The following is a 19,989-nucleotide window of genomic DNA, read 5'->3' as shown; positions in this document are numbered from 1 at the left end:
CTCTTACTCCGCCGCGACCATGTTCACGGGATCGCGGACGCCGGCATCGTCGATGTCGGCCTTATGCGAATACTGGTCGATACGCGCTTCGATCTCGTGGCGGAAATGCGCGATCAGGCCCTGGATCGGCCACGCGGCTGCGTCGCCGAGCGCGCAGATGGTGTGGCCTTCGACCTGTTTTGTCACCTCTAACAGCATGTCGATTTCGCGCTTGTGCGCACGACCGTCGGCCATGCGGGTGAGCACGCGCCACATCCAGCCGGTGCCCTCGCGGCACGGCGTGCACTGGCCACAGCTCTCGTGCTTGTAGAAGTACGAAATGCGGGCGATGGCGCGGATCAAATCGGTCGACTTGTCCATCACGATCACGGCCGCAGTGCCGAGGCCCGAGCGCAACTTGCTCAAGGAGTCGAAATCCATCGGCGTGTCGATGATCTGCTCGGCCGGCACCATGCGTACCGACGAGCCGCCTGGGATCACGGCTTTGAGGTTGTCCCAGCCGCCGCGAATGCCGCCGCAATGCTTGTCGATCAGCTCACGGAACGGAATGCCCATGGCCTCTTCGACGTTGCAGGGCCGCTCGACATGGCCGGAGATGCAGAAGAGCTTGGTGCCGACGTTGTTCGGACGGCCGATGCCGGCGAACCATGCGGCGCCGCGGCGCAGAATGTCGGGCGCAACCGCGATGGACTCGACGTTGTTGACGGTGGTCGGGCAACCGAACAGGCCGACATTCGCCGGGAACGGCGGCTTCAGGCGCGGCTGGCCCTTCTTGCCTTCGAGGCTTTCGAGCAGCGCGGTCTCTTCGCCGCAGATGTAGGCGCCGGCGCCGTGCGCGACGTAGATGTCGAACGGCCAGCCGTTGACGTTGTCCTTGCCGACGAGCTTGGCCTCATAGGCCTGGTCGATCGCGGCCTGGAGATGCTCGCGCTCGCGGATGAACTCGCCGCGAACATAGATGTAGCAGGCATGCGCGTTCATCGCACAGCTCGCGATCAGGCAGCCTTCGATCAGGAGATGCGGATCGTGCCGCATGATCTCGCGATCCTTGCAGGTGCCGGGTTCGGATTCGTCGGCATTGACGACGAGATAGCTCGGCCGGCCGTCGGTCGATTCCTTCGGCATGAACGACCATTTCAGGCCGGTCGGGAAGCCGGCGCCACCGCGCCCGCGCAGGCCCGAGGCCTTCATCTCGTTGATGATCCAGTCGCGGCCCTTGTCGATGATATTCTTCGTACCATCCCAGGCGCCGCGGCGCCGCGCGCCCTCGAGACCCCAATCATGGAGGCCGTAGAGGTTCTTGAAGATGCGGTCCTTGTCCTCGAGCATATCAGTGCTTTCCGATCAACGGTTGGCCTGCTTGTAGGCAAGCCCGGCGGCGCAGACGGCGAAGGTCAGCGCCCAGAGCAGACTGGTTTCCTGCGTCGCGTTCATCACGAAGCGCTGCAGCAGGAACATGAAGGCGGCCGCGAGCGCGGAGTGCATGGCGATGAAGCCCATTTTCTTCACGGCTTCGCTCCCCCGGTTCGCTTTGGACGGAAGACCCATCAGGAGGTCTCCTTCAGCGTGGTCGGCCCGCCCATCGGTGCGGAGAACTGGCGGCCGTTCTGCGGACCGGGCTTGGGCGGATTACCCGAGGCAAAGCCGTCGAGCACCTTGCCGAAGCTCTCCTTGGTCAGGTCCTCATAGGTGTCCTTGCCGATCAACACCATCGGCGCGTTCACGCAGGCGCCCAGGCACTCCACCTCCTCCCAGCTGAAATTGCCGTCCTTGGAGAGATGGAAGGGATCGTGATGGATGCGGGTCTCGCAGACGTGGATGAGATCCTCGGCGCCGCGCAGGCGGCACGGTGTGGTGCCGCAGACCTGGACGTGGGCCTTCTTGCCGACGGGAGCGAGCTGGAACATCGTGTAGAAGGTCGCGACCTCGAGCACGCGGATATAGGGCATGTCGAGCAGATCGGCGACGGCGCGGATCGCAGCTTCCGAGACCCAGCCCTCGTGCTGTTCCTGAACGCGCCAGAGGATGGCGATGACGGCCGAGGCCTGGCGTCCGGCCGGATATTTCGCGATCTGCTGCTTGGCGAAAGCAAGGTTCTCGTCCGTGAACGCAAAGCTCGCGGGTTGGACTTCCTTGGGCGCTAATCGGCGAACGGACATATCTTATCTCTCACTGCATACGGCGCGCGGTTTTCGCATTCAGGGCATCGATCCTGCCCTGCCAGAACGCGCTTGCGGTACCGAAAACGTTGTAGCCGACATGGGTCGAGACCTTGATGCGGTCGAGGATCGACAGCTCGGTCACGGTCTCCAGCCGGTTGGTGCGCGGATCGAGCACGATCAGCTTCAAGGGGGTCTGCTCGAGGATGAAGCGCGACACCGCATGCGAACGGTCGCTGCCGTGCTCCTCGCACATGATGACGCTGTCGGTCTGGAGCAGCCGGGCGCCGCCCTTGATCGCCTCGATCTCGACGCCCTCGACGTCGAGCTTGATCAGGTATTTGCCCGATGCCGAGACCTTGCCGTCGTCGATGAGGTTATCCAGCGCGAGCACCGGCACTTCCTCGCCACCATCCGACGGCGCGCCGGCGATGCTGAAGGCCTCGTGCTTGGTCCCTGACAGACGCGCGGTGCCGCGGGCAGCGCCGATCGCGCACTTCATGGTCTCGAAGCGATTGCCATTGACGCGGGCGTTGTTGGCGAGCTTCGGGTAGTTCTGGCCCGACGGCTCGATCGCGATCGCCTTGTGCGCGCCGAACGGCTTGCTCGACACCAGTACCGACCAATAGCCGTAGTTCGCGCCGCAATCGAGCAGCGTGTAGTCGACATCGATGGAGTCCGAGAACAGCAGCTCCAGCTCGTCTTCGTAGTTATAGGAGCGGTTGAGCAGCTTGCTCCAATAGCCGTCGCCATAGGGGAATTCGAACACGGCGTCCGGATTGAGCTTGATCGCGATGTTCCGCTTGGGCAGCGTCTTCGCCAGCAAATTGGCGCAGGCGATGTAGCCCATGTGCGAGAAGTGCGAGGAGATCTTCGATCCCGTCACCAGCGCCAAGGCAGCCGTCCGCTCCCACAGGTTGGCCCCTTCAAGGGCCCCCGAGGCACGGTCAAACTGGATTGGCGCCTGCGCCATCACCGATCGACCTCTCCGAACACGATGTCGAGCGAACCAAGGATGGCCGAAACGTCGGCGAGCAGATGGCCGCGGCAGATGTGGTCCATCGCCTGCAGATGGGCAAAGCCCGGCGCGCGGATCTTGCACTTGTACGGCTTGTTGGTGCCGTCGGAGATCAGATAGACGCCGAACTCGCCCTTGGGCGCCTCGACCGCGGCGTAGACTTCGCCTTCCGGCACGTGAACGCCTTCGGTGTAGAGCTTGAAGTGGTGGATCAGCGCTTCCATCGAGCGCTTCATCTCGCCGCGGCGCGGCGGGGCGACCTTGTTGTCTTCGACGACCACAGGCCCCTTCCCGTCAGGCGCATTCAGCTTCTGGATGCATTGCTTCATGATGCGCACGGACTGGCGCATCTCTTCCATGCGGATCAGGTAGCGGTCGTAGCAGTCGCCGTTCTTGCCGATCGGAATGTCGAAATCCATCTCGGCGTAGCACTCATAGGGCTGCGACTTGCGCAGGTCCCAGGCCGCGCCCGAGCCGCGCACCATCACGCCGGAGAAGCCCCACTCCCAGGCCTCCTTCAGCGGCACCACGCCGATGTCGACGTTGCGCTGCTTGAAGATGCGATTGGCTGTGAGCAGACGGTCGAGGTCGTCGACGACTTTGAGGAACGGATCGCACCAGGCCTCGATGTCGTCGACCAGCTTCTGCGGCAGGTCCTGATGCACGCCGCCGACGCGGAAGAAGGCCGCGTGCATACGGCTGCCCGAGGCACGCTCGTAGAACACCATCAGCTTCTCGCGCTCTTCGAAGCCCCACAGCGGCGGGGTCAGCGCGCCGACGTCCATCGCCTGCGTGGTGACGTTGAGAAGGTGAGAGAGAATGCGGCCGATCTCGCAATAGAGCACGCGGATCAACTGGCCGCGGCGCGGCACCTCGATGCCGAGCAGCTTCTCGGCGGCGAGGCAGAAGGCGTGCTCCTGGTTCATCGGCGCGACATAATCGAGCCGGTCGAAATAAGGGATCGCCTGCAGATAGGTCTTCTGCTCGATCAGCTTCTCGGTGCCGCGGTGAAGCAGGCCGATATGGGGATCGACGCGGGCGACGACTTCGCCGTCCAATTCGAGCACGAGGCGCAACACACCGTGGGCCGCAGGATGCTGCGGGCCGAAATTGATGGTGAAGTTGCGAAGCTGTTCAGGTTGCTCGTTCATGATCAGGCCTTCGGTTCCGCCTTCTCGTCACCGGGAAGCGGATAGTCCGCCCCTTCCCATGGCGAGAGGAAATCGAACTTGCGGAATTCCTGGTTGAGCCGGACAGGCTCGTACACCACGCGCTTCTCCTGGTCGTCGTAGCGGACCTCGAGGAAGCCAGTCAGCGGGAAGTCCTTGCGCAGCGGATGTCCCTCGAAACCGTAGTCGGTGAGGATGCGGCGCATGTCGGGGTGACCGACGAAGAACACGCCGTAGAGGTCGTAGGCCTCGCGCTCGAACCAGTCGGCGCCCGGGAACACCTCGATCAGCGACGGCACCTGCGTGGTCTCGTCGGCCTGGGCCTTGAGGCGGATGCGCGTGTTCAGGGTCGGTGACAGGAAGTGATAGATCACGTCGAAGCGCTTCTCGCGCGACGGATAGTCGGCGGCTGTGATGTCGGTGAAGTTGACGAAACGGCAGTTCGGATCGTCGCGGAGGTACTTGACCACCTCGACGATCTTGCCGGCCTCGACATCAACCGTCAGCTGGTTGAAGGCCACCTGATAACCGAGGGCCGCGCCCGGAAGCGCGCTCACGATCGTCTGCCCCAGGGCGTCGAGCTTGGCGTCGTCCATGACGTAAAACCTTAGCGTTCGATGGTGCCGGTGCGGCGGATCTTCTTCTGCAGCAGCAGCACGCCGTAGAGCAGCGCTTCCGCCGTGGGCGGGCAGCCCGGCACGTAGATGTCGATCGGCACGATGCGGTCGCAGCCGCGCACCACCGAGTAGGAATAGTGGTAGTAGCCGCCGCCATTGGCGCAGGAGCCCATCGAGATGACGTAACGCGGCTCGGGCATCTGGTCGTAGACCTTGCGCAGCGCCGGAGCCATCTTGTTGGTCAGCGTGCCGGCGACGATCATCACGTCGGACTGGCGCGGCGAGGCACGCGGCGCGAAGCCGAAGCGCTCGACGTCGTAGCGCGGCATCGACACCTGCATCATCTCGACGGCGCAGCAGGCCAGGCCGAAGGTCATCCACATCAGCGAGCCGGTACGGGCCCAGGTGATGAGGTCGTCGGTCGCGGCCACGAAGAAGCCCTTGTCGGACAGTTCGTGATTGACCTCGAGGAAGAACGGATCATTGGCCCCGACCGGCTTGCCGGTCGACGGATCCAAAATGCCCTTGGGGGCCGGCGCGATGGCCGGACCGGCGGACGTTGCAGGGTTCAATCCCATTCGAGTGCCCCTTTCTTCCATTCGTAGGCGAAGCCCACCGTCAGCACGGCGAGGAACACCAGCATGGACCAGAAGCCGGTCGCGCCAAGTTTGCCGAACGCCACCGCCCAGGGAAACAGGAACGCCACCTCGAGGTCGAAGATGATGAAGAGGATGGCGACCAGATAGAAGCGGACGTCGAACTTCATGCGGGCGTCGTCGAAGGCGTTGAAACCGCACTCATACGCCGACAGCTTTTCCGGGTCCGGCTGCTGGAAAGCGACGATGAAGGGCGCGATCAGCAGCACCAGGCCGATGATGGCAGCTACCCCTATGAATACGACGAGTGGAAGATAGTTCTGTAGAATGCCGCTCATTGACGAGCCCTTTTTCCCGCAGCCTCGGGACAGCCACGGATTCGTCCGATTTGGAATTATTCTGAGCCTTAGCGCAGTGCACCAATGGGCGCAAGACACGCTCTTTTCAGGCCCTTTGCTGCTCCCAGACCGGTGGAAATCCCGGAATCACCCCGCGGCTGGTATGAAGCAACTCGCCTGACGCGACAAGGGCGGCCGCGGTTTTGCAGGGCAGCAGTTCTGAGATTGCGGCGGACCGGCCACGGACGCTATTTGCCCCGGATCGTCGCCGAAAATGGCTAGGTTTCTTCGGTGCGGCGACGCACCCAAACCCAGGCAACGACCGCGACCGGGGCCCCGACTGTCACCCAGGCGACATACTGGCCGCTCCTTTCCCAGAGCAGCGCGGCCAGCAGACCCGTTATGGTCGCGGCCGCGAGCAGGCCAGGTGGCGCAAAAACACGTATCCACAGCCGCGCGCGGTCAGAGGAGCCATGCATCACGACGGAACCTGGGCTCGCCTGGCGAATGCGTCACGACGGCCGGGCACCTTCTTCCACCGTGCCAGCCGGAGATAGAGGCCGCTGCCGATCACGACGATGGTGAGCCCATCGAGCGCGGCCCAGATCACCTTGAGCGGCATGCCGCCATAATCACCGAAATGCAGCGGCTGCGAGATCAGCAGCGCCTGGAGATAGAGCGGCAGAGCCCTGACGTCGGTGACCTCTCCCGTTTCGCCGTCGAGCAGGACCGGCTTGAGCAGCCGGGCGGTCAAGGCCGTGTCCCCGCGCATGAAAGCTGCATAATGGTGCGAGGACGTGAACGGCGTGCCCGGAAACGCGATGAAGGCGACCTCCATGCCGGGCGCGGCCAGCCTCGCGCGCGCGACGACATCGTCGAGCGAGGCGAGATGTACCGGCGGCGGCTTACCGGCATAGGGCGCGACCATGCTGGCGAGCTCGGTCGCCTTCCACTGGCCCAGCATCAGCTCGGCCCAGGTGTTGACGACGCCGGTCAGGCCCACGACCAGCGCCCAGGCCACCGTCACCACGCCGATCAGATTGTGCCAGTCGAGCCAGCGGACCCGACGCGCGGCGCTGTTGCGAATGGTTGCAAAGCGCAGGCGGCGAGTGAACGGCCAGTACAGGACCACGCCGGAGACGATGGCGACCGCAAACAGCAGCCCCATCGCGCCGAGAAACAGCTTTCCGGCCTGGCCCGCAAACATGTCGGTGTGCAGCTTGAGCACGATCAGCATCGGCCCGACACCGATCGGCCCGAGCAACTTCGCCGAGACGGCGTCGAAGGCACGCACGGTGGCGTTGTCGGGCGCTCCGTCAGGCGCGCTGTTGGTGAAGGCTGTCACGATCCCGGGCTCGTCCTTGTCCCAGGAAACATACTGCAACACCTTGCCGGGATCGGCGGCGAGCGCGGCATCGGCGACGACTTGGGGCGTCGCGCGCGCCGCGCTCGCATGAGCTTCGGGCTGGGGGGCGTAGCCCAGGAGCTCATCAATCTCGTGATGAAAGATCAGCGGCAGGCCGGTCAGGCAGAGCAAGAGCAGGAACAGGGTCGAGACCAGGCTGGTCCAGGTGTGGACCACCGACCAGAGCCTGACCGTGCCCGCCTTCACAAAACCCTCCCCTCGCCGAGCCTCACCGTTCGCCTCACCATTTGTAGGAGACGCTCGCGGTGACGCGGCGGCGGTCGCCGTAGAAGCAGGACGAGGCCGAGGCGCAGCTCGCGACGTAGATCTTGTCGGTCAGGTTGATCACGTTGATGGCGGTGCGCCAGTTCTGCCATTCGTAGTGAACCGCGAGATCGCCGAGCACGACGGCGGGCACTTCCAGCGTGTTGGCGGCGTCGGCCCAGGACGAGCCGACGTAACGAACGCCGCCGCCGAAACCAAATCCATCCAGCGGCCCGTCCTTGAAGGTGTAGTCCGCCCATCCCGAGATCAGCATCTCCGGCGTGTTGGTCGGCGTCTTGCCGATCAGGGACTGATCGAGGTCCTTGCTGGTGAAGAGATGATAGGCGGTGAAGGCGCCGATCAGCTTCAGCTCCTTGGTGGCGTTGGCCACCGCTTCGAGCTCGATGCCACGCGAGGTCACCTCGCCGGTCTGGTTCTGCAACAGGACATTCGCGGGATCGGTGGTCGCCACGTTCTGGCGCTTCAAGTCGAACACCGACGCGGTGAAGTAGCCGTCAAATCCTTTCGGCGCGACCTTCACGCCGATCTCGGCCTGCCGGCCGGTCTCCGGCAGGAACAGCTGGTTCTGCGCGTTGAGGCCGATGATCGGATTGTAGCTCGTCGAATAGGAGACGTAAGGCGCGATGCCGTTGTCGAAATTGTAGATCAGCCCGGCGCGCCCGCTGAACTTGCTGTCGTCGCGCTGGCTCACAAGGGCGCCGGTATCACGCGCGGCCTGGGACGTCTCCACCCAATCATTGCGCCCGCTCAGCACCACCGTGAAATTGCCGAGCTTCATCTGGTCCTGAACGTAGGTGCCCGCCTGCTTCTGCGTGATCAGAAAGTTGCGGAACGGCGAGGTCGGCAGCGGAACCTCGGCGGCCCCGTAGGATGGATTGAGGACGTTGATCGAGGACACACCGAAGCCGAAGGCCTGATAGTCGTCGATCTGGTAGCCCTTCAGGTCCACCCCGAACAGCATGGTGTGCTTCACCGGACCGGTGTCGAAGCGATATTCGAGCTGGTTGTCGAGATCAGCCTGGTTGGCGGTGTCCTTCGCATACCAATTGTAGCGGCCGAGCGTCGCCGTATTGACATCGGTCCAGCCGCTGCCGACGTAGCCGCGATAGGTCAAGTCGACATGCGCAAAGCGCGCATTCTGCCGGAACGTCAGATCGTCGGTGAGACTGCGTTCGAACTGGTAGCCGAGCATCTCCTGCTCGCGCGTGAACTTGTCGACGCTGGGATCGCCGGCGAAGAAGCCGGTCGGAACCTTGCCGAACGGCGCGTTGGTCACCGTGCCCTGGTAAGGCAGGAAGTTGATGCCGCGGGTGTCCTGCTTCGAGGCCGAGGCCAGCACCGTGAAGGTGGTGTCGGCATCGGGCTTCCAGGTGACGGACGGCGCGATGAAGTAATTGTTGTCGGGCGTGAAGTCGACCTGCGTGCCGCCGTTCTGGACCTGGCCGACGACGCGGTAGAGCAACTGGCCATTGCCAGGCTGCGTCGCGACGGGACCGCCGACGTCGAAGCCCACATAGGCGTTGCCGAAATTGTTGACGCCGGTCTCGATGTAGCGAACCGGCTCGGTCGACGGCATCTTGCTGATGACGTTGACGATGCCGCTCGGGCTCGATCCGCCGTACAGCACGGCCGACGGACCGCGCAGCACCTCGACCCGCTCCATGTTGGAGGGCTGCAGCTTCCAGCTCGCATAGGAGGTGTAGAACAGCTGCATGCCGTCAAGGAACAGTCCGATGTCATCGGACTTGAAGCCGCGGATCAGCCACCAGTCGTTGCGGGTATCGGCCCCGAACGTGCCGGCGCGGACACCCGCGGTGTAGCGCAGCACTTCGTCGAGCTTGTTCGGCTTCTGGTCGCGGATCTGCTCGGCGCCGATCACCGACACCGCCTGCGGCGTCTGCATGATCGGCGTGTTGGTCTTGGTGCCGGACGAACTGCGGCGGGCGACATAGCCCTGCACCGGGCCGCGCGGATTCTCGACGACGCCGACATCGCGTTGCGGCTGCGGTCTTCGCTTGTTCGCGGTCTGCGCCTCTCGCTGCGTTCGCCGTGGCGCGGGTGCGGCGGTGCGACGACGCTGCTCGGGCGCTGCGATCGTCACCGGCGGCAGGCTCTGCGCACCATTCTGCACCGACGATTGTGCGGGCGATGCCTGCGGCATCAAAACCAAAGCAGACGCGGTCGACAATACGGCCGACCGCAGCATTCCAAGACTGTTCAACGCGCCACCCCAATGTGCATCTGATCGTCATGCCGCCTGTCCGGGACGGCATGCGTTGCGGTGACGCTTAGGGCAGCGCGCGCGATATCCCTAATTGAAAGGCTCTTAGAAGCACTCTTAGAGCGTCTCTTAGAGATGCTCCAAAATGTCGGGAGATGACATTGAATATCTCCTGGCGATCAGCGCGCAACCTTCTCGGCTTCGAGCATCGCTTCGGCAGTCGCGGTGAGACGATCGATCTGCGCGAGCAGCGTCTCGAGCTCGTCCTTGCTCAATTGCTCGAGCAGCATCCGATTGCGCTCCTGTGCGCCTTCGACGATGACATCATGCGCGGCGAGGCCCGCAGGCGTCAGCGACACCAGAACCTCGCGGCTGTCTTTCGGATTCGCAGACTTCGCAATCAGCCTGCGCGAGACCAACTCAGCCAGCGCACGGCTGATCTGGCCCTTGTCCTGACCGACGGCTTCGGCGAGCCGGGCCACGCTCATCGGCGGCCGCCGGCCGAGCGAGGCGACAAGCCCGAACTCGACCGAGGACAATCCGGCGAGACGCTTGTAGCGCAGGATTGCACCGCGCTTGAGCAGGTTCGCCAGCACCATCAGCCGTGATGACAGCATCACGGTGATCGGCGCAGGTGAATGATTGTCGCCCGCATCGGACGCGTCGTGCTGGTCCCTGCTCGATGTCTGGCTCATGGTCCACCTCTGCCAAGAAAGCCAACACGTGCCAAGTCTTCGTAGGGCCTTGGTAGCGCAACCTCCCCAACCTGTTCCGAATGCGATGAAGAGGCACATCGGAAGATCGTTGACATTGTCATCGAATTATCTTTCACTTGGTCGACGCACCGAAAACGACCCGGCCAACAAGGCCAGCGGCGGGAGGAACAAGCATGACGATCACCCAGCGGGATCGCGATCTCGGCACGGCCTATGCGATGAAGCCAGCGCACACACGCACCGAGCTCACTTCGGTCGTGCGCGGCACACCGATGGGCGAGTTGCTCCGCCGCTACTGGCACCCGGTCGGGCTCGTCAGCGACGCCACCGACACACCGAAGAAGGTGCGCGCTCTCGGTGAAGACCTGATCCTTTTCCGCGACAGGCTCGGCCGCGTCGGCCTGCTCCACGCCCGCTGCTGCCACCGCGGCACCACGCTCTATTATGGCAAGGTCGAAGAGGACGGCATCCGCTGCTGCTATCACGGCTGGAAGTTCGACACCGAGGGCCATTGCCTGGAGCAGCCTTGCGAGCCCGACGGCGGCCAGTTCAAGGACAAGGCGCGCCAGCCCTGGTACCCGGTCGAGGAGCGCTACGGGCTGATCTTCGCCTATATGGGCCCGGCGGAGAAACGCCCGGTGCTGCCGCGCTACGAGTGCCTGGAAAACATGGACGACGGCGAGTTCGTCGAGGCCGATGATTCCTCGATCGGCGGCGGCGGCCCTGCGGTCATTCCCTGCAACTGGCTTCAGCATTTCGAGAACGTGGTCGATCCCTATCACGTGCCGGTGCTGCACGGCTCGTTCTCGGGACCGCAGTTCACCAACATGATGGCGTCGATGCCGGAGGTGAAGTTCGACAAGACGCCGCGCGGCATTGCCGTGCGCTCGATCCGCAAGCAGGATGACGGCAAAGTGTTTTATCGCGTCACCGAAGCCGCCCTCCCTACCTTGCGCGTCGTGCCGAATCCGCGCGTCGCACAGTTCGCCCGAGTGGAATCGATCGGCTGGACACTGCCGATCGACGACACGTCTTTCCGCATCTACGTTGCCGGCCGCGTCAAGAATGCAGGCGACATCGGCCGCATGCGCTCGAAATTCAACGGAAAATTCTGGTGGGACATGACGGAGGAAGAGCACCAGCAATTCCCCGGCGACTACGAGGCCCAGGTCGGCCAGGGTCCGGTCACGGTGCATTCCGAGGAGCATTTCGGCCAGAGCGACCGCGGCATTCTGATGATCCGGCGCATGCTGGCAGAGCAACTGGAAGCGATGGAAGCGGGCCGTGACCCGATCGGCATCTCCTTCGACGCCAACGTGCCGCAAGTGGAGTTCGAAGCGGGGAATTACATCCGCGAAGGCTAGACAGCCCGAACGAGGGCTGAACAACGACAACAACAAAGACAATTGGGGGAAGCGATGGTCGATGTGACGTCACAGATGTCGGTGCAGGCGACCGCCGCGGAGAAACCCGCGGCGCGGCGTTATTACGTGCTGGGCCTGCTCACCATCATCTACGCGCTGAACTTCCTCGACCGCACGATCTTCAACGTCCTGATCGAGCCGATCAAGAAGGAGTTTCACCTCAGCGACACCATGATGGGCCTGCTCGCGGGCTTCGGCTTCGCGCTGTTCTACTCCCTGCTCGGCATTCCCATCGCGCGCGTCGCCGACCGGCTCAACCGCCGCAACATCGTGGCGCTCGCCTTCGCGTTCTGGAGCGCGATGACGGCGCTGTGCGGCGCCGCCTCGAGCGTGACCTCGCTGGCACTCGCCAGAATTGGCGTCGGCATCGGCGAGTCCGCAGGCTCCCCCGCCTCGCAATCGATCGTCGCCGACCTCTTTGCCAAGAACGAGCGCCCGCGCGCGCTCGGCATCTACGCCATCGGCACCTATCTCGGCGTCTTTCTGGGCTATTTCGTCGGCGGCTACGTCAACCAGCACTATGGCTGGCGGATGGCCTTCTATGTCGCCGGGGTGCCGGGCATCCTGCTCGCCTTGGTCGTGTGGCTGACCATCTCGGAGCCGAAGCGCGGCGCGATGCAGGAAAGCTTCGTGCCTGAACCACTCGGGGCTACGCTCCGCTTTCTCGCCTCGCAGCAAAGTTTTGTCATCGTGCTGATCGGCTTCTGCCTCACCACCTACACCAATTACGCAACCGCGGCCTGGATCCCGCCGTTCCTGGCGCGCGTGCACCATCTGTCGAGCGCCGAGATCGGCACCTATGCGGGCACGTTCAAAGGCCTCGCCGGCATGGCCGGGACACTGCTTGGCGGCTTCGTTGTGGCGCGAGTGAGCCGGCGCGACGACCGCTGGAATCTGTGGGCGCCGGCGATCACCTCTGGCCTCGCCGGCCCCGTCTTTGCGCTCTGCATGCTGACGCAGGACTTCAAGATGATGGTCGCGATGCTGGCGCTGACCTCGTTCCTGGTCGGCTTCCATCTCGGGCCGATCTTCGCGATCGCGCAGACGGTGGCAAAGCCGAGCATGCGCGCGCTCGCCTCCGCCCTGATCGCGCTCACCGCGACCTGCTTCGGCCAGGGCGTCGGCCCGCTCGCCGTCGGCGTGGTCAATGACATGCTGAAGGGCAGCTACGGCGCGGACGCCGTGCGCTATTCCCTGCTCTCGGCGGCAGTCACGACCACGCTCGGCGCCCTGCTGTTCGTCTGGGCGGCACGGACCATCCGCGCCGACATCAACCGCGCAAGCTAGGAGCGCCTAGACGCTCATGAAAGCGAGCATGTCCGCAATCAGCCTCTCGCCATGCGTCAGCGGCAGCGGGTGCGGCGCGCCCTCGTAGACAACAAGCTTGCTGCCTTTGATCAGCTTCGCGGTCTTGGCACCCGTCAATTGCAGCGGCGCGCTGGCATCCTTGTCGCCGTGGAGGATCAGCGTCGGGCGGTCGATCCTGGCGGCAGCCGCGCGCAGATCGGCGAACGCGATGGTCTTGCGGCATGCCAGCGCCACCGGCAGCGGCACGCTCAGCATCATCTCGCGGATCCAGGTCCGCGTGATCTCCGGCGTATCTGATGTGAAGAACGGCGCTTCGTTGGCCGCGATCCACTTCGCGAAGTCGCGTGCGACGGCCGCATTGTCGGCCTCGATCATGGCCTTCGGGACCGCGTCTGGATTGTCCTCGGTCTTGACCAGGAACGGCGTCGTCGGCGCCACCAGCACCAGCTTTGCGATCCGGTCCGAGCCGTATCGCGCCAGGTAGTTCACCGCCTCGGTCGTCCCCATCGAGAAACCGACTAGCGTCACATCGCGCAGGTCGCGCGCCTCGATCACGGCCGCAACGTCGTCGGTCAGCGTGTCCAGATCATAGCCTGCAGACGGCATCTCTGAGCGACCGTGCCCGCGCCGGTCGGGCGCGATACAGCGGAAGCCTCTTTCGTTGAGGGCCGCAATCTGGCTGCCCCAGGTGCTGGCATCGAAGGTCCAGGCCGTCAGCAGCAGCACCGGCTTGCCGCTGCCCCAGTCCTGCACGAACAGCCTTGTGCCGTCCCCGGCCGTGACAAACGGCGATCGGGCAACCGGCTGGGCTGCGGGCGCGCCGGCACCCGACGCCGCCGCCAAGGCGGTGCCAAGCAACGTGGCTTCGAGGACATTTTGACGGTTCATCGTGCTTCTCCCTTGCCGGATCGCTCGGCCTGACGGTGGCGGCCGACGAAAACGATCATGATGAAGGGGTGCGGCCGCCGCGATTACGCGGCAGGTAAGGCCGCCCGGGGGCGGACGATGAAACCAGCCAAATCGCAAGATGAAACCATTTTGCGGAACCCGCGAAACGATCCGGAAACAGATGCTCCTTAAGACATGAGCCTACAGACGGCGCCAAAGCCCGTCGGGAGGCTTCGATGAACCACTCAATTCACTCTGCAGATCGGGGTACCCACCTGAAGATCGTGGTGGTGGCGCTGGTGGCCGGCATCGCAGTCGCCGCCTTCGGAATTGCAGCCCGCACCAATGCCGATTTCAGCCAGACCGCCCAGTCCACCCATGTGATCAAGGCCGGCAAGCCGGTGGTGATCACGAGTTCGGGTATGTCCGAATTCCGCTAGTCGCGGGGAAAAGGTCCGGTTTGAGACGAACGGCCGCCTAGGGGCGGCCTTTTGCTTTTGGCCAGAGTCTCAAGAGCTCAGGCCAAGCCATTGAATCAACGAGCCTGAGCGGCGCAATAGTCCCGCCAGAACTGGCGGTAGGCCGCCTCCACGTGGCGGGTGTAGGTGACGCCATTGCCCGCCGCCGAGGCGGCGATCCGGGCCGGCAGCTCCTGCCGCAGCGCGGCCAGCCCGGCCGGGTCTGCCGCAAATCGCTTTGCGACCGCGATGTAGGCTTCGTCGTTCTCCACGACCCAGTCGTCCAGCCCGATCGCCTTGACGATGCCGCCGGCCGCCCGTGCCGAGGTCGTCCGGCCGAGCTTGGCGATCACGGGCACGCCCATATGGAGGGATTCCCAGGTACCCGCGCCGCCGTTCTGCGGAAACGGGTCGAGCGAGATGTCGATCCCTGCATATTCCCCAAGATGCTCCTCGCGAACACTCGCCCCGAGGCAGACCAAGCTATCGGGGCTGACGCCCTGTTCGACAAAACGGGCGATCAGGCCGTCGCGGAGTCCGGTGTCGTCGAGCGCAGTGTGCTTGATGACGAGCTTCGATCCCGGCAGCTCCAGCAGCAGCCGTGACCACACCGGCAGCACCTCGTTCGAAATCTTGTCGATCCGGTTGAAAGTGCCGAAGGTGACGTAGCCATTGCGCAGCATCGGCAAGTCCGGACGGTACAAAGCCGGTGCGGGCTCCGACATCGTCAGCATGCACGGCAGATCGTGGATCTGCTCGGCGAACTCCGGCCGCGCGCTTTCCGGAATCGCGACCGGGTCCGCAAAGATATAGTCCATGGTCTTCAGGCCCGTGCCGGTCGGCGCCCCCCAGGCCGAGACCTGGATCGGCGCTGGCTTGCGCGAGAACATCCCGAGGCGAGCGCCGGCAGAATGACCGGAGAGATCGACCAGGATGTCGATCCCATCGGCCTCGATGCGATCCCCCAACTGTTCGTCGGTCATCGATACCGCATCGACCCAGCGGTCCGCGAACGAGCGGAATTCGTCGGTCATCTCGTCCTGAAGCGGAGATGACGAATAGCAGACGATCTCGAAATGGGCGTGATCGCCGTGGCGCAGCACCGGCATGAAGATGTACGCGGCCGAGTGGCGCCTGAAATCGGCTGAGACGTAGCCCACAACCAGACGCCTGTCGGGATCGAGGTTGCGCGGCTGAAGCCTTCGTGGCGGAATCCTGCCGCCGATGTTGTCCCACCAGTATTTGCGCGCGGCCTGCAACATCGCGAAATCAGCTTCGGGCAGGAAGTCGAGCGCGAAGATCTTCCTGTTGATCGCATCCTCAAAGTCGGGCTTGAGCTCCAGCGCCCGATCGAAATGCTCGAGCGCGGTCGCAATTTCGCCGAAGCTGGCGAAGCACGATCCCATCAAGCTGACCGCGATTTCCGACTTTGGATTCTGCTCGAGCAGCTTCTGGCAGGCCGCCATCGCCTGTGTCGGCTTGTGCAGCAAGAGACTGACGAGTGCCTTTTCGCGTAGCGCCAGCTCGAGCGTCGGCGCAAGCGCGAGCGCCGCCTCGACATCGCGTTCGGCTTGTTCGAGGCGCATCAGCCGGAGATGGAGCCGCGCCCGATGGGCCAGGACCTTGGCGTTGTTCGGCTTCATCGCCAGGGCGGTGTTCAGGGCAGCTTCCGCGTCGGCGTAATTGCGCATCTCCAGCAAGGCCATGCCGCGGCCGGCCAGGGCCTCCTGATGGTTCGGCTGAAACGCAAGTGCGCGCTCGAAGCTCTGCAAGGCTTGCTCGGAGTGCCAGATCCGCAGCTCGACCATGCCGCGATTGCAATAGGCGTCGGCATAGTCGGGCTTCAGGCGGATGGCGCGCTCGTGCAGTCCGATCGCCTCCAGCGGCAGCGCCAGATGCATCAGCGTGTTGCCGAGATTGGTCAGGGCCATTGCGAAGTTCGGATTGAGCGCGATCCCCTTCTCCTGGCAGGCCCGGGCGTCCTCATAGCGCTTGAGGTCGAACAGCACCGTGCCGAGATCGCAATAGACGTTGGCCGCGCGCGGGCTGACCGCGATCGCTGCGCGCAGGACCTGCTCGGCCTCGTCGAGCCGCTTCGGATCGGCGCTGAGACAGACCCCGAGCAAATGCAGCGTGTCGAATTGATCCGGAAGCACCTCGAGGATCCGCCGGCACAGCGTCTCGACGTCGGCGAGCCGCCCGTTGGCATAGGCCTGATGGGCCGCCGCCAGCGCGGCATCAGCGTCCTTCTTGAATTTCTTCTGGAGCCTTGCGTTCTGGAAGGCGCGCGAGCCGACGGTCAAGCCTGATGTCCCCGGAAATTGCCTGTGGAGCTTGTAACACCATTGATTGATTCGGAGCCCCGAAGCCGTCGCCCGGCCGTAGCGATACGGTCCCGTTCCGCTTCCAACAGGCGTTTGGCCCCCCGTGAACGCAACGTCCTTGACTTCACCATGTCCCCCCTTTAAGTCCCCCCTCGTTCCGCGCGGACATCAACGCGTCACGCGGGAGTAGCTCAGTTGGTTAGAGCGCCGGCCTGTCACGCCGGAGGTCGCGGGTTCGAGCCCCGTCTCTCGCGCCATTTTTGGCAACATCTTCAATCACTTCCAGATACCTAGTTTCTCTCGACATTCGCTGTTCCAACCTTCAGGGCCGGCGCGTTCCAACTTTTGCGCCCTTTTTGTTCACTCAACGCAATACTCGGCGCCCCTTTTTCCTGGCTTCAGCAACGGCCTTGATGGTCGCCGCGTTGACCGGGACATAGGTGGCGAACAGGGTGTTCGAGACGCTCAGGGTGTTGCCCATCGCGTGAGCCAGCGCCGCCGGCGTGGCGTCGCCTGCAATGGCCTCGACGGCGCCGGATCGGCGGAAGTCGTGCCCCAGCATCCTGCGCTCCAGCTGGCCGAACTCAGCCGCTCGAACCGTCCGGAAATCGTCGCCTAGGGTATCCTTGCTGTAGGGCTGGCCTGAGCGGTTCCGGAAAATGTAGGCGTCGCGGGTCAGCTCGGTGCCGAGCTTCTCCAGATAGGCCTCCAGAAGCCGCATAGACCGCGCGCTGAGCAGGCCACCAACCGGCACACCGGTCTTGCCGCGCTCGGTAAAGAACAGCGTCCCCGGCCCCGCCGTCGCGACCTGAGAGGCGCGCAGGGCGCGCACATCGCCGGGACTCATCTGCGTGTCCCAGGCGACGCCCATTGCCGCAGCGAGGCCATAGTAGCCCATGCGCCACGCTCGCTTGGCTAACCGGGCGATCTCGCCCTCGGCCCATTTCGCTGAGCGGCCCTTGGGAGCGGAGTTGCGCACCGCCAGCGACGGATCGTCGTCGCGCGTGCAAAAATGGAGCGCTGCTGCGACCTTCCACATTGCGCGCCAGATCTTTAGAGCCCGATGCGCCTCCTGTAGTGATACGGTCTCCTCGACGTACTTCCGCCAGGCTGAGACATCATCCAGGCGAACTGTTTTCGGATCGACATCGCCGAAGACTGGCTTGATGCGCTTCCAGCCGCGCCACCAGTCCTCACGCGTTCGTTTCGCCTTGCGACTCCATTCCTCGGTCTTGCGGTATCTTCTGAATGCATCGCCGAGAGACCGAGGTGGATAGACGGTCAACTCCTCCGAATTCTCGAACGACAGATTTTGAGCCGAGACCATTGCCGGCGACGGTGACGCGCCGGACCTCGTCTGATCCCAGCGCCGATTCCATTCCTCGGCAACGGCCCATGCACCAGGCCCATCAGGACCGCACGGCACTGATCCGAAACCTAGCGACTTCATCCTGCGTGTCGGCTGCCAGAAGCCCTTGCCGCGCTTCACGACGTAGTGTCGGACCTTCACGCTGGTCATGACTTCCCCCTCAGAGCCGCAAGTCTGTCTTCAACTACGGTCGAGGCATCTCGGGCGGCAAACTCGCCGCGGCCACCATAGAGATGCGGATGTCGAAGCCGACGCCACGCATCGATCGCGTCGAGGTCAAAATTCCCGGTGTCTGGATCTGCTTTCGGGAAGCCGCGCGAAAGCAAGTTCGGCAGAGCGACGATGAATGCTTCCATTGTCATGCCCATGCGACGCGCCGCGACATGATCGGGCACGTCCCCTGGGATGACATGGAAGCGGCGCGACATCAGGCGGCGCCCCTCTGCTCGACTTCCATCATTAGGCGGATGGCACGCACGATTTCGTAGTTTTGCGAGCTGCAATTCTTGTGCGCCTGACCGGCGAGCCAAGCCTTCATGTCGCGCGGGATTCTCAACATGACGCGCTCGATGTCTTCCCGTCCCATCATTTTGCATTCTCCTTGTCGTCAGGGTGGCAGCAAATCAATGCGGAAACGCTAGTTCTCTTCCGGACCCGGGTTCAACCCCATCTAACTCCGGGCGATGACGGATGCCGTCACTGCACTGCAAACAGCGCCACGGCGCGCCTGACGATCTCCGCGAGGTTTACGATCGCCAAGACCGAGGCCGCATCCGTCACGGCGTCCCACTCGTTGCCAGAGGCGCTAGATTGCAGCCCCTCGCCCGCAATCAGAATGATTTTTCCCTGAGAGTCGATTTCGACGCGCTTCACGCTCAATCCACCCAGCCGCTGCGCCTTTCAGCGCCTTGGTGACATCACCCTGCTTGAACGTCTGCGCGCCCCTGGACATTAGTGACCCCCGCCCTCTTCCAGCAGCGATAGGATTGTAGTTGCTGAGTCCCATATGTCGCCCTGGCCCGCATCCTTCATGGTGCTCAATAGCCAGGCCACCGTCTCGGAGCCCAGACGGGCCGAAATCGCCTTCGCCGCTGCCTCGTATTTCTCTCGCCGCACTCTCGCCGCCTCCTCACGAGCAGCTTGCCCCGCCTTCCAGTCGCGGTTGGCCTTAATGGAGGCCGCTCGTTGCTTTTGCGTCGCCTCCTTTTTCGCCGCGACGAACTGCTTGGTCCGGGCGTTGATGATCTCGGTCTCGACATCTATCTCAGAGACGCGCTCGCCCCTGGAGAGGCGGTCAATGACATTCGCGACGGCGGGCGGCGGGGCACTCTTAGCAGCAAGCTTGTAGGCGACGGCCGGCGCCAAAAGCGAAATGAGTTCGGTTTTCCCCTCGGCGAGCCGAGCGGCGCCCATGTAGTTTTGGGCTGTCTTGTCCGAAAAGCCGCATTCGGACTCGATCCAGCGCGCGAAGCTGCCGTGTGGTAATTTTTGCTTCGCCGCAATCAAGTCGTTGCCGATCTCGATGATCGACGCCATCACGGACTTGTTCAGCTTACGGATGCGAGCAGCCTGCGCGCGCAGGACGGTGGTTTCGACCGATGGCATATCACCATAGTCAAACGCTCTCGGCGTGAGATCATTCACGCCAAGAATTGCCGGCTCAGTTCGGGTCGCGGCGAGATGCATAGAGACAG

At 63.7% G+C, this 19,989-nt stretch carries 21 protein-coding genes and 1 tRNA gene; 4 read left to right on the top strand and 18 right to left on the bottom strand.

Annotation, left to right across the window (positions count from 1 at the left end; genetic code table 11):
- Positions 1 to 3: 3 nt before the first annotated feature.
- The 11 genes from nuoF to XH90_RS17375 all read right to left on the bottom strand — a co-directional run bounded on the left by nuoF (position 4) and on the right by XH90_RS17375 (position 10,503).
- Positions 4 to 1,329: an NADH-quinone oxidoreductase subunit NuoF gene (gene nuoF / locus XH90_RS17425; protein WP_194475606.1), complete on the bottom strand. Its 1,326-nt coding sequence runs from the start codon at positions 1,327 to 1,329 to the stop codon at positions 4 to 6.
- A gap of 15 nt (positions 1,330 to 1,344) precedes the next feature.
- Positions 1,345 to 1,548 (bottom strand): hypothetical protein, encoded by a 204-nt coding sequence (locus XH90_RS17420; RefSeq protein ID WP_194475605.1) that lies wholly within the window; start codon positions 1,546 to 1,548, stop codon positions 1,345 to 1,347.
- Positions 1,548 to 2,159, bottom strand: a complete 612-nt coding sequence (gene nuoE, locus XH90_RS17415; protein ID WP_194475604.1) for an NADH-quinone oxidoreductase subunit NuoE — start codon at positions 2,157 to 2,159, stop codon at positions 1,548 to 1,550. Before nuoE ends, XH90_RS17420 begins: the two co-directional genes overlap by 1 nt.
- Before the next feature lie 10 nt (positions 2,160 to 2,169).
- A complete protein-coding gene (locus XH90_RS17410; protein WP_194475603.1) occupies positions 2,170 to 3,132 on the bottom strand; it encodes an FkbM family methyltransferase in 963 nt (320 codons plus the stop codon).
- Entirely contained in the window at positions 3,132 to 4,328 is a 1,197-nt protein-coding gene (locus XH90_RS17405) for an NADH-quinone oxidoreductase subunit D (protein ID WP_194475602.1), read from the bottom strand. Before XH90_RS17405 ends, XH90_RS17410 begins: the two co-directional genes overlap by 1 nt.
- A 2-nt stretch (positions 4,329 to 4,330) precedes the next feature.
- Positions 4,331 to 4,942 (bottom strand): NADH-quinone oxidoreductase subunit C, encoded by a 612-nt coding sequence (locus XH90_RS17400; RefSeq protein ID WP_194475601.1) that lies wholly within the window; start codon positions 4,940 to 4,942, stop codon positions 4,331 to 4,333.
- A gap of 11 nt (positions 4,943 to 4,953) precedes the next feature.
- Positions 4,954 to 5,541, bottom strand: a complete 588-nt coding sequence (locus XH90_RS17395) for an NADH-quinone oxidoreductase subunit B family protein (RefSeq protein ID WP_194475600.1) — start codon at positions 5,539 to 5,541, stop codon at positions 4,954 to 4,956.
- Entirely contained in the window at positions 5,532 to 5,897 is a 366-nt protein-coding gene (locus XH90_RS17390) for an NADH-quinone oxidoreductase subunit A (protein ID WP_092290902.1), read from the bottom strand. Before XH90_RS17390 ends, XH90_RS17395 begins: the two co-directional genes overlap by 10 nt.
- A 478-nt stretch (positions 5,898 to 6,375) precedes the next feature.
- The gene (locus tag XH90_RS17385) at positions 6,376 to 7,509 is read right to left on the bottom strand and encodes a PepSY domain-containing protein (RefSeq protein ID WP_194475599.1); all 1,134 of its coding nucleotides are present in this window, start codon (positions 7,507 to 7,509) and stop codon (positions 6,376 to 6,378) included.
- 34 nt (positions 7,510 to 7,543) lie between these two features.
- Positions 7,544 to 9,793, bottom strand: coding sequence for a TonB-dependent siderophore receptor (locus tag XH90_RS17380; RefSeq protein ID WP_194475598.1), 2,250 nt, complete (start codon positions 9,791 to 9,793; stop codon positions 7,544 to 7,546).
- A 194-nt stretch (positions 9,794 to 9,987) separates the two neighbouring features.
- Entirely contained in the window at positions 9,988 to 10,503 is a 516-nt protein-coding gene (locus XH90_RS17375) for a MarR family winged helix-turn-helix transcriptional regulator (RefSeq protein ID WP_194475597.1), read from the bottom strand.
- A gap of 194 nt (positions 10,504 to 10,697) precedes the next feature.
- Here XH90_RS17375 and XH90_RS17370 point away from each other — a divergent pair, with 194 nt between their 5' ends.
- Both XH90_RS17370 and XH90_RS17365 read left to right on the top strand, forming a co-directional pair.
- Entirely contained in the window at positions 10,698 to 11,888 is a 1,191-nt protein-coding gene (locus XH90_RS17370; protein WP_194475596.1) for an aromatic ring-hydroxylating dioxygenase subunit alpha, read from the top strand.
- Positions 11,889 to 11,942: 54 nt separating this feature from the next.
- On the top strand, positions 11,943 to 13,235 hold the full coding sequence (locus XH90_RS17365; RefSeq protein ID WP_194475595.1) for an MFS transporter: 1,293 nt from the start codon (positions 11,943 to 11,945) through the stop codon (positions 13,233 to 13,235).
- 6 nt (positions 13,236 to 13,241) lie between these two features.
- On the opposite strand, the gene XH90_RS17360 is transcribed toward XH90_RS17365, so the two are convergent.
- A complete protein-coding gene (locus tag XH90_RS17360; protein WP_246755515.1) occupies positions 13,242 to 14,144 on the bottom strand; it encodes an alpha/beta fold hydrolase in 903 nt (300 codons plus the stop codon).
- Positions 14,145 to 14,380: 236 nt separating this feature from the next.
- Between XH90_RS17360 and XH90_RS17355 the strand changes: the two genes are divergently transcribed.
- Positions 14,381 to 14,584: a hypothetical protein gene (locus XH90_RS17355; RefSeq protein WP_194475594.1), complete on the top strand. Its 204-nt coding sequence runs from the start codon at positions 14,381 to 14,383 to the stop codon at positions 14,582 to 14,584.
- A 95-nt stretch (positions 14,585 to 14,679) separates the two neighbouring features.
- On the opposite strand, the gene XH90_RS17350 is transcribed toward XH90_RS17355, so the two are convergent.
- Positions 14,680 to 16,905, bottom strand: coding sequence for a glycosyltransferase family 41 protein (locus XH90_RS17350; RefSeq protein WP_194475593.1), 2,226 nt, complete (start codon positions 16,903 to 16,905; stop codon positions 14,680 to 14,682).
- 201 nt (positions 16,906 to 17,106) lie between these two features.
- Between XH90_RS17350 and XH90_RS17345 the strand changes: the two genes are divergently transcribed.
- A tRNA-Asp gene (locus XH90_RS17345) sits at positions 17,107 to 17,183 on the top strand.
- Between the two features lie 107 nt (positions 17,184 to 17,290).
- Here the strand turns inward: XH90_RS17345 and XH90_RS17340 are convergent.
- The 5 genes from XH90_RS17340 to XH90_RS17320 form a co-directional block, all read right to left on the bottom strand.
- Entirely contained in the window at positions 17,291 to 18,445 is a 1,155-nt protein-coding gene (locus XH90_RS17340) for a tyrosine-type recombinase/integrase (RefSeq protein WP_194475592.1), read from the bottom strand.
- Positions 18,442 to 18,723 (bottom strand): hypothetical protein, encoded by a 282-nt coding sequence (locus XH90_RS17335; protein WP_194475591.1) that lies wholly within the window; start codon positions 18,721 to 18,723, stop codon positions 18,442 to 18,444. The genes XH90_RS17340 and XH90_RS17335 overlap by 4 nt, the downstream gene beginning before the upstream one ends.
- Positions 18,723 to 18,884, bottom strand: a complete 162-nt coding sequence (locus XH90_RS17330) for a DNA-binding protein (RefSeq protein ID WP_194475590.1) — start codon at positions 18,882 to 18,884, stop codon at positions 18,723 to 18,725. The genes XH90_RS17335 and XH90_RS17330 overlap by 1 nt, the downstream gene beginning before the upstream one ends.
- A 107-nt stretch (positions 18,885 to 18,991) precedes the next feature.
- Entirely contained in the window at positions 18,992 to 19,168 is a 177-nt protein-coding gene (locus XH90_RS17325) for a hypothetical protein (protein ID WP_194475589.1), read from the bottom strand.
- Between the two features lie 78 nt (positions 19,169 to 19,246).
- A complete protein-coding gene (locus tag XH90_RS17320) occupies positions 19,247 to 19,939 on the bottom strand; it encodes a DUF3102 domain-containing protein (protein ID WP_210348695.1) in 693 nt (230 codons plus the stop codon).
- Positions 19,940 to 19,989 lie beyond the last annotated feature (50 nt).

Source organism: Bradyrhizobium sp. CCBAU 53338, assembly GCF_015291665.1.
Taxonomy (GTDB): domain Bacteria; phylum Pseudomonadota; class Alphaproteobacteria; order Rhizobiales; family Xanthobacteraceae; genus Bradyrhizobium.
Note: the sequence above shows the minus strand (reverse complement) of the source record. Positions and strands in the feature narration are given on the sequence as shown.